Below are 12722 nucleotides of genomic sequence, written 5' to 3' on the forward strand. Positions count from 1 at the left end.
GTAACTGGCCCTATTCCGCCGCCAGGGCCGGCCGGTGGGCGATCTCGGCGACGTTGCCCTGATCCTCGCCTTCTGGCTCCGCCTGCTTCTTCTTCGGCTCGCGGCCGAAGAACAGCGCATACCCCGCCGGCAGCACCAGGATGGTCAGGACGGTCGCCACCAGGATGCCGCCCATCATGGCGTAGGCGAGCGGACCCCAGAACACGCCGCGCGAGATCGGGATCAGCGCCAGCACCGCCGTCATCGCCGTCAGCATGATCGGCCGGAAGCGCCGCACCGCCGCCCCGATAATCGCCTCGTAGCGCTCCATGCCGGCAGCGATGTCCTGGTCGATCTGGTCGACCAGGATGATCGAGTTGCGGATGATGATGCCGAGCAGCGCGATCACGCCGAGGATGGCGACGAAGCCGAAGGGCGCGCCCGATATCAGCAGCGCCGCCGCCGCCCCGATGATGCCGAGCGGACCGGTCGCCAGCACCAGCATCGCCTTGCCGAAGTGCTGCAGCTGCACCATCAGCAGAAGCACGATGACCAGCAGCATGACCGGCGCCTTGGCGGCGATCGAGGCCTGGCTTTCGGCCGCATCCTCTGCGCCGCCCTGGATCTCGACCTTGTAGCCGGGCGCCAGGCTGTCGCGCAGCGGCTTGAGCTCGTTGAACAGCTTCATCGTGACGTCGTTCGGCTGCACGCCGTCCGGCAGCGTTGCCCTGACCGTGATCGTCGGCAGGCGGTCGCGCCGCCATTCGATGCCCTGCTCCATGACGGGCAGCACCTTGGCCACCTGCGACACCGGCACGAAGCCGCCGAAGTCGGTCGGGATGTAGACCGAGTTGACCGCCGACAGCAGCTGGCGATTGGCCGCCGGCTCGCGGGCGACGATCGACACCGTCTCCTCGCCGTCGCGGAAATCGTCCAGCGGCGCGCCCTGCATCGTCGCCTGCAGCATCTGGCGGATGCGCTGCGAGGAAACGCCCAATGCACGCGCCCGGTCCTGGTCGATCACCAGCTTCATGGCCGGGACCGGCTCCAGCCAGTCGTCATGGATGGCGTCGAGCTGAGGCGTCGCCGCGAACTTGGCCTTCACCTCGTCGGCGATGCGGCGCACTTCGGTCCGGTCGGGGCCGACGACGCGCAACTGCACCGGCCAGCCCGTCGGCGGCCCGAGGAACAGGCGGTCGACCTTGCCGCGGATCGAGGGGAAGTCCTCGGCCAGGATGCTGCGCAGCTTGACGATCAGCCTTTCGCGCGCCGGCTCGTCATTGGCCATGATCAGCAACTGGGCGAAGTTCGGATTGCGCAGCTGTTGGTCGAGCGGCAGGAAGAAGCGCGGCGCGCCCTCGCCGATATAGGTGGCGATGAACTTCTTGTCCGGATCGTCCATCATGCGCGCTTCCAGCGCCTCGGCCTGCTTCTCCACTTCCTTGATGCTGGTGCCTTCCGGCAGCCACAGGTCGACCAGGATTTCCGGCCGCGACGACTGCGGGAAGAAGTTCTGCGGGATGAACTGGAAGGCGAACAGGCTGCCGAAGAACGTCATCAGCGTCAGGGCGAGCACTATGAGGCGATGGCGCACGGCCCAGCTGACCGTCGCGCGCAGGCGCCGGTAGAAGCTGGTGTCGAAGGCGTCGTGATGGCTGCCGGCATGCTTGCGCTGCTTGAGGATCATGTTGCCGAGCCACGGCGTGAAATAGACCGCGACGAGCCACGAGATCACCAGCGCGATGCCGACGACATAAAACAGCGAGCGCACATATTCGCCCGCCGTCGACTCGGCAAAGCCCACGGGGATGAAGCCGGCGGTGGTGATCAGCGTGCCGGTCAGCATCGGAAACGCCGTCGAGGTGTAGGCGAAGCTTGCCGCCTCGACCTTGACCAGCCCTTCCTCGAGCTTTCGTTCCATCATCTCGACGACGATCATGGCGTCGTCGACGAGCAGCCCGAGCGCGATGATCAGCGCCCCGAGCGAGATGCGCTGCAGGTCGATGCCAAGCTCGTACATGATGGCGAAGGTGGCTGCGAGCACCAGCGGGATGGTGATCGCGATCACCAGGCCGGAGCGCCAGCCGATCGACAGGAACGACACCACCAGCACGATCAGCAGCGCCTCGACCAGCGCCTTCATAAACTCGCCGATGGCCTCGGTGACGACCTCCGGCTGGTTGGAGATCTGGTCGACGGAGACGCCGTAGGGCAGCGATTCCTCGAAGCGCTTGTAGGTCTCCTCCACGGCGTGGCCGACGTCGGTCACCTTGAAGCCCTTGGCCATCACCACGCCAACCTGGACGCTGTCCTGGCCGTTGTAGCGGAACTTGCGCTGGTAGGGATCCTCGAGGCCGCTGGTCACGGTGGCGATGTCGCCGAGCCGGGTGATCTGGTTGCCGGCGCGCAGGCGCAGTTCGCGGATGTCGGCCGTCTTGGAAAGATCGCCCTCAACCGAGATGCGCACCGAATGCGTGCCGGTGTCGATGGCACCCGCCGGATCGATGTTGTTCTGGCCGGCGATGGTGTTGCGCACGTCGTTCAGCGTCAGACCGCGTTCCGCCAGCGCCTTGGATGAGACGTCGATGTAGATGCGCTGCGGCTGGTCGCCGATGATGACGGCCTTCTCGACGCCCGGCGTCGTCAGCAGCATGTCGCGCGCCTTGATGGCGAACGCCTTCAACTCGGGATAGCTGTAGCCCTCGCCGGCGATCGAATGCAGCGTGATGAAGGTGTCGCCGAACTCGTCGTTGAAGAACGGCCCGAGCAGGCCCTGCGGCAGCTCGGAGGAGATGTCGCCGACCTTCTTGCGCACCTGGTAGAAAGCGTCCTTGACCTCGGCGGTGTCGGTGTCGCCCTTCACCTGGACGGTGATGATGGCGCTGCCGGCGCGGGTGTAGGACTTGACCCAGTCGAGATGCGGCGTCTCCTGCAGCTTGCGCTCGATCTTGTTGACGACCTGGTCCTGCATCTCCTCGATCGAGGCGCCGGGCCAGATCGCCTGCACCACCATGACGCGGAAGGTGAATTCCGGATCCTCGCTCTGGCCCATGCGCATCAGCCCGAGCGCGCCGGTGATGATGATCAGGCCGAACAGGAACCGCGCGATGCTCGGATGCCCGATCGCCCAGCGCGACAGGTTGAAGGGCTTCTTGTCCTGGCTGGACTTTTCCATGGCCGTGGTTCCACGCTGGCGCAAGCCGGCCTGTCAACGGCACCGGGACATGCGCAGGTTCAGGGTTCTGCAGCGTCCCGCGGCCCCATCGGCCGCACGGCGCCTCGGCAAAATGTCTTGTCTTCAGCGAATGGCTGCGGTGGCGTCGTTCGACTCCGCGCGCTGTTCCGCCGTAGGCAGCTTGACCTTCAGGTTCTCGGTCATGAACTGCGTGCCGGCCGCAACGACGATGTCGCCCGGCTTCAGTCCGTCGGCCACCTGCACGCCGTCGGCGGCAAAGCTTGCCACGGTGATGCCGCGTGCATGCACCGTCTCCCGGTCGTTGTTGACCACCCAGACGATCTCCTTGCCGTCCTGCTTGGCCAGAGCGCCGAGCGGGATCGAGACGAACTGCCTGCCGCTGTCGACCGACGCCTCGATCGTGGCCGTCATGCCGAGCAGCACACGGGCATCGTCGGGCAGGCTGACCCGCACCGAGAAGGTCCGCGATTGCGGATCGGCACTGCCGGCGACCTCGCGCACCTTGCCATCGAGCACCAGGCCGTCGTCTGACCAAAAGCTGACCTTGACCGGCTTGCCGGGTTCGAACTGGGCGATCTCCAGTTCGGGCACAGCGATCTGCACCTCCTTGTCGCCATCGACCGCGACGGCGACGACAGGCGTGCCGGCACCGACCACCTGGCCGGTGTCGGCGCTGACGGAGGTGACGATGCCGCTCTGGTCGGCACGAAGCTCGGCATAGCCGACCTGGTTCCTGGCCTGGCGCAGCGACGAAAGCGCTGCGTCGCGCTGCGACGATGCCTGCTTGTAGGCAAGGGCTGCCTGCTCGCGCTGGGCTTCCGAAGCGAACTTCTTGGCAAACAGCTGGTCGGCCCGCTCATCGGCCAGGCGTGCGGTCTCGACCTGCTTTTCGGCCGCCTGGAGGTTCGCCTCGGCGGTGCTCACGCCAAGCTGGTAGTCGGTCGGATCGATGCGGGCGAGCAGGTCGCCCGGCTTCACCTTGTCGCCGATATTGACCACCCGCTCGGTGATCTTGCCAGCGACGCGGAAGCCGAGATTCATCTCGGTGCGCGCCTTCACCGCGCCGGAATATTCGAGCTCGCGCGTGGCACCCGTGCTCGCGATCTCCACCACCTTGACAGGGCGAATGGCCTCGACGGTCTCAGTCTTGGCCTCGGAGCAGGCAGCGATGGCGCCACCGATCAGGACGACGGAAAAAACGCGCGCAAAGGGACGCACCTTCGCAGCGAAGGTTTTGAACGAATGCATCGTTCGCACTCCTGGTTGTCTAGCGGATTTTGGACAGCGGCCCGGAAGCCGCCCTATTGCTTCAGCGCCTTGAGGGCGTATTCCGTGAGTTCCTCGAAGGTCGCGCGGTTCGGCTTGTTGACACACTGCGACACCATCTGCGGGTGGCAGAGCGTCGACGTGGCAGCGCCGAAACAGCGCGCGGCAATCCGGGGATCCTGCTGGGCGAACTCGCCGGTGGCGATGCCTTCGGCGATGACTTCCGCCATCAGGTCATGCAGCCGGTCGATATGCTTTTCGATGACGTGCCAGTCGCGCTCGAGCGCGACGATGACCATCTCGTGGACTTTTTCCTGGTCGAGCATGGTCTCGACGGTCAGATGGTGCTGCGCGTGGATGAAGCGGCGCAGGCGCTCCGTGGCGCTGCCCTCGGAATGCAGGATCTGGCACGCCATCTGGTAGACCGCCGCCAGCATGCGTCCGCAGATCGCCTGGTGGATTTCCACCTTCGAGGCAAAGAAGCGGTAGATGTTGGCCGGCGACATGCCGAGGTCGCGGGCGATGTCGGCCACGTTCGTCTTGGCATAGCCGTAGTGCCGGAACAGCCGCTCGGCTGAATCAAGGATGCGCCCGACAGTTTCCTGTCGCGCCAGATCCACCGGGCTTTCGGCTACATCGTTCATTTCGGGTCGCTCGTTTTACGACTGACGATTTTCAACTTTCGTCATTCGTAATCCGTAAATCGTCGCTCGTCAATCGGAATTGTGCGCCGCACCCTCGACGAAAGTCACGCGATTGCCGGCAACCGCTCGTTATGCCCGTTATGGAAGCCTCGGTTTTCTGCTAGAATACGGGGCTTCAGGGGACGGAGCCGAACGTTCCGGCGTGGCTGTTCCAGCAGCCGGGGACGAACCTGCAAACGACTTGCCGAGCTTGCAAACGCAAGGAGGTAACGATGTCGGCCGTCAAATGGACCCTCAAGGGACGCGAATTCCTGCACTGCAACTGCGCCTATGGCTGCCCGTGCCAGTTCAATGCCCTGCCTACCCAGGGCCACTGCTGCGCCATCGGCGCGATCGATATCGAGCAGGGGCATCATGGCACCACCAAGCTCGATGGGTTGCGCATTGCCATGATCGTGGACTGGCCTGGTGCGATACATCACGGCCACGGCCAGGTCGTCGCGATCGTCGATGAACGGGCGACGCCGGAGCAACGGGAAGCGCTGCTCAGGATCATGACGGGCGAGGACACCGAGCCCGGCGCCACATTCTTCCAGGTCTTTTCGACGACGTTCGAGAAGGTCCACGACCCCGTCTTTGCCAGGATCGACATCCAGGTCGACATCGACGGGCGCACCGCCCGCGTCGACATTCCCGGCGTCATGGAGGCTCGCGGCGAGCCGATCCTGAACCCCGTGACATCGCAGGCCCATCGGGCCCGCATCAACCTTCCCAACGGCTTCGAGTACACCGTTGCCGAAGTCGGGCGTGGCTGGGTCAAGACGTCGGGCGCGATCGAGCTCGACCTCAACGATTCGCATGCCCATTTCGCCCGGATGCACATGACCGAAAGCGGGGTCGTCCGTCCGACCCAATGAGCCCCACCCGCCTCGAACTCCTGTTGAAGCGAGATCGGGCGGTCGTTCTCGGCGCCATCGTCGCCGTTGCCGCATTGGCATGGGCCTATGTGATCTGGCTTGCTGCGTCCATGGCGGCGGCGCCTTCGGGCACCGCCATGCCCGGCATGGAAATGTCTGGCACGGACATGCCTGGAATGGATGGCGCGCTCGCCCCTGCCCTGCGCGGCTGGAGCGTCGGCGAGTTCGCCTTCATGTTCGCCATGTGGGCGATCATGATGGTCGGCATGATGCTGCCCTCCGTCGCCCCCATGCTGCTCGTCTATGCCGGCGTGGCGCGCCAGGCCGGCTCGCGCGGCAAGCCTTTCGCCGCCACGGCATGGTTCGCAGCAGGCTACCTCCTCGTCTGGGTCGCCTTCTCGATGCTCGCGACCGCAGCCCAATGGGTCCTGGAAACCGTCCTGCTGCTGACGCCGATGAGCGGGCTCGGCGCCCGGCTGGGCGGCGTCGTGCTGATCGCAGCCGGCATCTACCAGTGCACGCCGCTCAAGGACGTCTGCCTGTCGGCCTGCCAGAGCCCGCTGCAGTTCATCATGCGCCATGGCGGCTTCCGCTCCGACCGGCGCGGCGCGATCAATCTCGGCATCGAGCACGGCGCCTACTGCATCGGATGCTGCTGGGCGCTGATGGCGATCCTGTTCGTCGTCGGCATCATGAACCTGCTCTGGGTTGCGGCGATCGCCGCCTTCATCCTGGCCGAGAAGGTCCTTCCCGTCGGGCACCTGGTGTCGCGCGCAGCGGGCGCCGTGCTGATCGTCACCGGCGCCTGGATTCTGGTCTAGAGCAGCTTGTACATTACCGTCGTGGCGTCCAGCCGGTCTGTCCCGAACGGGTCGCGGGCATAGGCCGGGATGACACCGGACGTGACGTAGCCGAGAGACGTGTAGAGCGGCTCGGCGCTGTCGCCGGTGCGCGTGTCGAGCGTCATCAGGCTGCGTCCCAGCTTGCGGGCATGCGCCTCGATCTCCGCCATCAGCCGGTTGGCGATGCCTTGGCGGCGAAAATCGGGATGCACCATCAGCTTGTTGACGTCGGCGCGGTGCATCTGGTTGGGCATGGTGTCGTAGCCGAGCTGCACCGTGCCGGCGATGCGGCCGTCCTTCATCGCCACCAGCATGAGGCGCGTCGCCTGGCGCACGCCGGGCAGCACCTTGTCCCTCCAGAACCCCATGGCGTCGTCCAGCGAGTAGGGCAGCACGAAGCCGATGCTCGCCCCGTCATGCACGCAGGCCTGCAGCAACTGCCCGAGCTCGGCCAGGCTGGCCTCGATGGCTTCGGCGGAAAATACGGAAATCTCGAGATCGCTCACGATGCCTCACACAATGAACAGGAGATATTTCGCGCCTGCCTCGGCCGGCGTGGCAAAGGCGCTCGGACCAAACAGCTGGTAGCGCAGGCAGTCGCCGGCAGCGAGTTCGTGCCTCCTGCCATCCACGGTCACGGCCAGCCGGCCCTCCAGCAGAAGAAGATGATGCTCGAGGCCCGGCCGCGGCGGGGCGTCGTAGCCGATCGTCACACCCGTATCGAGCTCGCACTCCAGCGCCTCCCCGGCCAGCGTCTGCGCCGGCGGCGAGACCGAACGCCGGCGAAAGCCGATCTCCGGGTCCGACCAGGTCGCCTGCGCGTCGCGGCGCACGACAGGCGCGAACGCGCCTTCGACCATGTGCATCAGCCGCGACATCGTCAGCCCATAGGCCGCGCACAGCTTGCCGAGCACGCTTGCAGTCGGGCTGACCTCGGCGTTCTCCAGCCGCGACAGCGTCGCCCGGCTGACGCCGCAGCGACTGGCCAGTTCGTCCAGCGACCAGCCACGCTCGGCCCGCAGCGACCGCAGCCGCTGGGCGATCCGCCGGTCGATGCCGGCTTCATCGCAAATGGGAATGTCCATAAACGAGAAATATTCTCATAACAGAGAACTCGTCAAGAGGAAGCACATGTCGCGCCCCGTCATTCGCTGCTCGCCATCACGAATGACGAGCGAGGTGTCTTTACTGGAACGAAAACACCGCACTCGGCTTCGTCGTCACGGCACTGCCGGTGCCGACGTCGGCCACCGCGTGTTCGGCGACCAGTTGCAGCCGCGCATGCGGCAGGTGCGCCCGGCCGGGATCGCCGACCAGAACGTCGATGCCCCGGGCCACGCATCGGTCGAGGAAGGCCGTGACACGGCTTGCAAGATCGGCGGCGTAGAAAAGGTCGCCGACGAGGATCGTCTCGACATCGGGCACGGCTCCGCCGATCAGGTCGTCGGCCGTGGCACGGACATCCACGCCGTTGAGCTCGGCATTAAGGCCGATCGCAGCGATGCCATTGCGGTCAGTCTCCGACGCCAGCACCGAGCGCGCTCCGGCTTTCACCGCGGCGATGCCGACCAGTCCCGAACCGGCTCCGAGGTCGAGAACCCGCCGCCCCCGCACCGTTTCCGGCCGGTCGAGGATGTGGCGGGCAAGCACCAGCCCGCCGGCCCATTGGTAAGCCCAGTAAGGCGGCGCCGGCTCCTCGCCTGCGTCCTCCGCATCCGCCGCCAGCCGCCACAGCCCGCTTGCGGGATGGGCACTGTAGAGCCAGATCTCAGGCACCGACGGCACCGCCGCGATCCGCATGTTGGCGCGGATGAAGGCCGCCGGATCCGGCGCATCGTCTCTCGAGTTTTGATCGTCCAAGGTCCGTTCCCACGCCAACGCGGCTCGCCGCACAATGGCCGACTTCGCGCCCGGCGCAAGTCCGCCTTTGGCGTCTATCGGGACGGAAGCCCGGCAAGATCCAGGCTGCCGTCCCGCATGGGGAACGAAATCAGGCCATCTTGGCGATGATCTGGCGCATGTCGCCCGCGTCGAAGGCCTTGAGCGTCTGGGCCCTGACATTGCCCAGTTCCGATATCGACAGGCTAAGCGCCGTGGCGGTCAGGTCGTCGGGCGCCTCTGCAATGCTGATCACGTCGTATTTGCCGAGCGTCCACAACAGCGTGTGCACCTTGGCTCCACCCTTTTCCGCCATCGCCCGGAATGCGTCGGCCCGCTTCGTCGTGTCGCGCACGCTGCGGGCCCCTTGCTCGGTAAAGTTCACCAGGTAAACGTAATATGCCATTTCGACCTCCCTCGATTGCGGAGGCGTGCGGGCGCATCGGGCGTTGCCGCCGTTTCTCCCAGCCGCAGGGTAGCACGGATCGCCTGGCGATCATGTAGACGGAAGGGCCGCCCGGCATAGGCTTTACGAGCTAAGGCCGGCCCTTCCCCGCACTCGGGTTCAGCCCTTCAGCACGCCCGACTTCTTCGCCACCCAGGTGGCGATGTAGTCCATCAGCGCCGGCGACAGGCAATCATAGGGCTCCAGGCCGAGTTCCTTCAGCCGCGCGCGCACGCCGTCCATCTCGGACGGATCGACACCGGCCTCGATGATCGACGAGACGAAGGCCGCAAAGCCCGGTTCGGCCCAGCCGGCTTCCTGGAAGCGCTCGGGATGGATGAAGTCCAGGCCCTTGAAGGCATGGTCGCGCTCGACCGGTCCGTACATATGCACGCCGCAGCCCTTGCAGGCGTGGCGCAGGATGAGCGCGGCCGGGTCGACCACGGCGAGCTTGTCGCCATTCTCCAGCACGGTGACGTTTTCATGCGCCGTGACCGCCACCACCGAAAACTTGGCGCCTTCCGGCTTCCAGCATTTGGTGCAACCGCAGGCGTGGTTGTGGGCAACCTGCCCCTTGATCGCCACCTTCACCGGGCGGTCGGCGCAGGCGCAGACCAGCGTGCCACCACTGAAGCTGGTGCTGCCCGGTTTGACGCCGCCATCGAGTGCCGGATGTATCGATACTGAAGCCATGACCTGTTCCTCCCAGTTGTGGCGTCCGCGCGGACGCCGTCAAACGCTATGCGGCAAAGAACTCTATTCGGCTGGTCCCATACGATACATGTCGCCGAGGCATTTGTGCATATCCGAGGTTCGGATTCCGCCGGACGGCTATGAGGGGGTATGGGCTTCGCCCGATCACGGGCCGCGCGGCAATAAAGCGGTAACCCTGCCAAGGCGAAATGGCTTCATGGCAGCCGCAAGCCATTGAAGTGGGCGGCGCGCAGCGCAATCTGCTGGCTACTCGTGCAACCTCAAGGAGAAGCCGGATGAATTTCCTGGCCGTTTCGCTTGTCACCATATTCGCGGCTGCCGCCTTGCCGGCTTCCGCGGCGCCGCTTTCGACGCCGTTCCAGCCGGAGACCGGTGGCCTCGTCGTGAAAATCGGCGGCTGCCATGACGATGTGCGCGACACCTACATCCCGGAGATCGGCCGGCGCGCGCCTCACTACCATGACCGGGACAGTTGCAGGCCGGTCCTGGTCGGCGGCCGGCAACAGCCCTCGCGCCGGTCGGCGGACTGCCACCGCGACGTCCGCACCCATCGCGTCGATGGCATCGTCTTGCGCCATCGCCATGTCGGCGACGACTGCCGCGTGCGCGAAGTCAGGCGCGCAAACGACTTTTCACCGAACTAGGCGGACAGAGCCTCCCGGCACCGAGAGCCGGGAGGCAAATCTGGTCGCCGTCCTAGCAGGCGCCGTTGTCGACGACGCGGAAGCCTGCGGAATCCGCCTCGCAGGCATTGGGGAACGTCCGCAGCGAACCGCCGCGCTGGCCGCAGACCGGCCGGTATTCCCTGGTGCAGAACTGCTGGTTGCCGCCCCCGCCGCCATTCCAGCCGCCATTGCCGCCACCACCGTTCCAGCCGCCATCGCCACCGCCACGGCACTCGCCCCTGCGGATGACGCGGTAGCCCGCCGCATCGGCCATGCAGGAGTTGCCGAAGGTCTGGCGGTCGTTGCCGCGCCGCGCGCAGACCGGATCATATTCGCGCGTGCAGAACTGGGGGCCAGGTTCCGGGCGGGGTGGCCGCGGGCCGGGCCCCGGCCCCTCTTCCACCACCACGCAGGATGCGAGCATCAGCGACAGCAACGAAGCAGCCGTTGCTCTTCGCACGAAGGTCTTTGCCGAAAACACCATGGAAATAGCTCCCTCTCGTTCCCGCCCACGCGGGAATTGTTTCAGCCCCTGCCCCGATCCTCGCGATTCTGTCAACGAAAGCAATCCGCCGCAGCCGGACTGCCCCATCAGACGCGGCAATCTGGCCAATGGCGGTTTTCAGAATGTCGTATATTGATGCGATGGTGCGAAGTGCCATCGCGATTGGCCACGACATCTTGCAACCTACGCGTTTCCATGCAATATCACATCTAGTTCGGGCGTTTGCTGACCCGGAGACTGGAACGTTTTGCACGACCCTTTCCCCGATACTGTGAATCTCTGACGACCCCGTGACTCGGCGGGGGGTTTTATCGTGCGCGAATGCATGACCGCCAAGCAAAACCACCGACTTGCCGCCGACGCCAGGCGGTCGGCAGGTCCAGACCACTGAACGGGTGAAGGAGTTCTCCCAATGGCCCAGACCGGTACCGTAAAATTCTTCAACGCAACCAAAGGCTTCGGCTTCATTACGCCGGACGGCGGCGCCAAGGACGTTTTCGTCCACATCTCCGCTATCGAGGCTTCGGGCCTGCGCACGCTCGTCGATGGCCAGAAGGTCACCTTCGACGTCGAGCCTGACCGCATGGGCAAGGGCCCGAAGGCGGTCAACCTCCGCGCGGCTTAAGCCCCAGCGGCTGCAGTTGTGATCAAGGGCGCGATGGGCAACCGTCGCGCCCTTTCCTTTTCGTCCATACAATTGCGAATATCGCTCGGCCGATCAAGGACATAGCAGCGCCTGCGCCGATCGCCGCGATCTGGCGAGGCCCCGGAAATCATGGCATATTTCCGCCGCGGGGGCTGAAAACGTCTCCGATCAGGAGGAGGCCAACGATGAAATTCCTGAATGCTCTGAGCGCGGCGCTGCTTGCCGCGGGCCTGGGTTACGGCGGCCCGGCGGCAGCCTTGCCGACAAGCGGCACGCCACAAGTCGACCCTGGCCTCGTGGTCCAGGTCCGCGGCTGCCATGGCGATCCGCAGCGCCATTTCGTTCCTCAATTCGGCCGCACTGAATGGCATGTCCACCGCCGGCCCAACTGCCGGCCGATCCGGGTCCGCCCGCCGATCCAGGTGCGCGACTGCCACCGCGACGTTCGCCGCCACTTCCTGCCGCGCTACGGCAACGTGCCTCACCGCCATGTCGGACCCAATTGCCGCGTGAGGGTCTACAGCAGGTTCGATCCGCACCGCCCGCGTCCACCTTCCTGCATCCAGATCGGGCCGATCCGCTACTGCGAATACTGAGCCGGGAAACCTCGCCTGACTGCCTTGGCAAACCCGGCATTTTCCGGGAAAGGCGCCGCTTTGGGGCGGCGCCGGAGAGCAAAACTTTTGCTTGCCGATGGCCTAAAAATGAACGACAAATTTCCACTTCGGGCATTTGCCGGCCCGAAGAGACTGGAATTGATGGGATCAGAGGAGTTTCCCATGCCGCAGACCGGCACCGTCAAGTTCTTCAATCATGCCAAAGGCTTCGGCTTCATCACGCCGGACGACGGGGCGAAGGATGTCTTCGTCCACATCTCGGCTGTGCAGGCGTCAGGCCTTCCCGGTCTTGAGGATGGGCAGAAAGTTTCTTTCGACACCGAGCCGGACAAGCGCGGCAAGGGTCCGAAGGCAGTCAATCTGACCGTAGGCTGAGAGCCCGCGATCCGGCCGGGCTTTGAGCACCGG

15 protein-coding genes are annotated in these 12722 nt (G+C 65.4%); 6 read left to right on the forward strand and 9 right to left on the reverse strand.

What is annotated here, in order from left to right; all coding sequences use genetic code 11:
* Nucleotides 1-10: 10 nt before the first annotated feature.
* The 3 genes from ASC75_RS03040 to ASC75_RS03050 all read right to left on the reverse strand — a co-directional run bounded on the left by ASC75_RS03040 (nt 11) and on the right by ASC75_RS03050 (nt 5085).
* The gene (locus ASC75_RS03040) at nt 11-3154 is read right to left on the reverse strand and encodes an efflux RND transporter permease subunit (protein WP_055970412.1); all 3144 of its coding nucleotides are present in this window, start codon (nt 3152-3154) and stop codon (nt 11-13) included.
* Nucleotides 3155-3277: 123 nt separating this feature from the next.
* On the reverse strand, nt 3278-4423 hold the full coding sequence (locus ASC75_RS03045) for an efflux RND transporter periplasmic adaptor subunit (RefSeq protein WP_055970413.1): 1146 nt from the start codon (nt 4421-4423) through the stop codon (nt 3278-3280).
* 53 nt (nt 4424-4476) lie between these two features.
* The gene (locus tag ASC75_RS03050) at nt 4477-5085 is read right to left on the reverse strand and encodes a TetR family transcriptional regulator (RefSeq protein ID WP_055970415.1); all 609 of its coding nucleotides are present in this window, start codon (nt 5083-5085) and stop codon (nt 4477-4479) included.
* Nucleotides 5086-5357: 272 nt separating this feature from the next.
* Between ASC75_RS03050 and ASC75_RS03055 the strand changes: the two genes are divergently transcribed.
* Together ASC75_RS03055 and ASC75_RS03060 are read left to right on the forward strand one after the other, a co-directional pair.
* Nucleotides 5358-6002: a DUF1326 domain-containing protein gene (locus tag ASC75_RS03055; protein ID WP_055970417.1), complete on the forward strand. Its 645-nt coding sequence runs from the start codon at nt 5358-5360 to the stop codon at nt 6000-6002.
* Nucleotides 5999-6823, forward strand: a complete 825-nt coding sequence (locus tag ASC75_RS03060) for a DUF2182 domain-containing protein (RefSeq protein WP_055970419.1) — start codon at nt 5999-6001, stop codon at nt 6821-6823. The genes ASC75_RS03055 and ASC75_RS03060 overlap by 4 nt, the downstream gene beginning before the upstream one ends.
* Here ASC75_RS03060 and ASC75_RS03065 read toward each other — a convergent pair.
* From ASC75_RS03065 to gfa, 5 genes are all read right to left on the reverse strand, one after another.
* On the reverse strand, nt 6820-7350 hold the full coding sequence (locus ASC75_RS03065) for a GNAT family N-acetyltransferase (protein WP_055970421.1): 531 nt from the start codon (nt 7348-7350) through the stop codon (nt 6820-6822). The genes ASC75_RS03060 and ASC75_RS03065 overlap by 4 nt on opposite strands.
* A 6-nt stretch (nt 7351-7356) precedes the next feature.
* A complete protein-coding gene (locus ASC75_RS03070; RefSeq protein ID WP_055970423.1) occupies nt 7357-7929 on the reverse strand; it encodes a helix-turn-helix transcriptional regulator in 573 nt (190 codons plus the stop codon).
* Nucleotides 7930-8029: 100 nt separating this feature from the next.
* Nucleotides 8030-8644 carry a 50S ribosomal protein L11 methyltransferase gene (locus tag ASC75_RS03075; protein ID WP_082496374.1) on the reverse strand — a complete coding sequence of 205 codons (615 nt, stop codon included), beginning with the start codon at nt 8642-8644 and terminating at the stop codon, nt 8030-8032.
* Between the two features lie 190 nt (nt 8645-8834).
* Entirely contained in the window at nt 8835-9128 is a 294-nt protein-coding gene (locus ASC75_RS03080; RefSeq protein ID WP_055970428.1) for a GYD domain-containing protein, read from the reverse strand.
* Between the two features lie 159 nt (nt 9129-9287).
* Nucleotides 9288-9860, reverse strand: a complete 573-nt coding sequence (gene gfa / locus ASC75_RS03085) for an S-(hydroxymethyl)glutathione synthase (protein WP_055970430.1) — start codon at nt 9858-9860, stop codon at nt 9288-9290.
* 296 nt (nt 9861-10156) lie between these two features.
* Between gfa and ASC75_RS03090 the strand changes: the two genes are divergently transcribed.
* Nucleotides 10157-10525 (forward strand): hypothetical protein, encoded by a 369-nt coding sequence (locus ASC75_RS03090; RefSeq protein WP_055970432.1) that lies wholly within the window; start codon nt 10157-10159, stop codon nt 10523-10525.
* A gap of 52 nt (nt 10526-10577) precedes the next feature.
* Here ASC75_RS03090 and ASC75_RS03095 read toward each other — a convergent pair whose 3' ends face one another.
* Entirely contained in the window at nt 10578-11030 is a 453-nt protein-coding gene (locus tag ASC75_RS03095; RefSeq protein ID WP_055970434.1) for a Kazal-type serine protease inhibitor domain-containing protein, read from the reverse strand.
* A 433-nt stretch (nt 11031-11463) separates the two neighbouring features.
* On the opposite strand from ASC75_RS03095, the gene ASC75_RS03100 reads away from it, so the two are divergent.
* The 3 genes from ASC75_RS03100 (at nt 11464) to ASC75_RS03110 (ending at nt 12689) form a co-directional block, all read left to right on the forward strand.
* Nucleotides 11464-11676: a cold-shock protein gene (locus ASC75_RS03100; protein ID WP_006202520.1), complete on the forward strand. Its 213-nt coding sequence runs from the start codon at nt 11464-11466 to the stop codon at nt 11674-11676.
* A 206-nt stretch (nt 11677-11882) separates the two neighbouring features.
* On the forward strand, nt 11883-12293 hold the full coding sequence (locus ASC75_RS03105) for a hypothetical protein (RefSeq protein WP_055970436.1): 411 nt from the start codon (nt 11883-11885) through the stop codon (nt 12291-12293).
* 183 nt (nt 12294-12476) lie between these two features.
* Entirely contained in the window at nt 12477-12689 is a 213-nt protein-coding gene (locus tag ASC75_RS03110; RefSeq protein WP_018428999.1) for a cold-shock protein, read from the forward strand.
* Nucleotides 12690-12722: the final 33 nt, after the last annotated feature.

This window comes from Aminobacter sp. DSM 101952 (assembly GCF_001424795.1).
GTDB classification, from domain to species: Bacteria; Pseudomonadota; Alphaproteobacteria; order Rhizobiales; family Rhizobiaceae; genus Aminobacter; species Aminobacter aganoensis.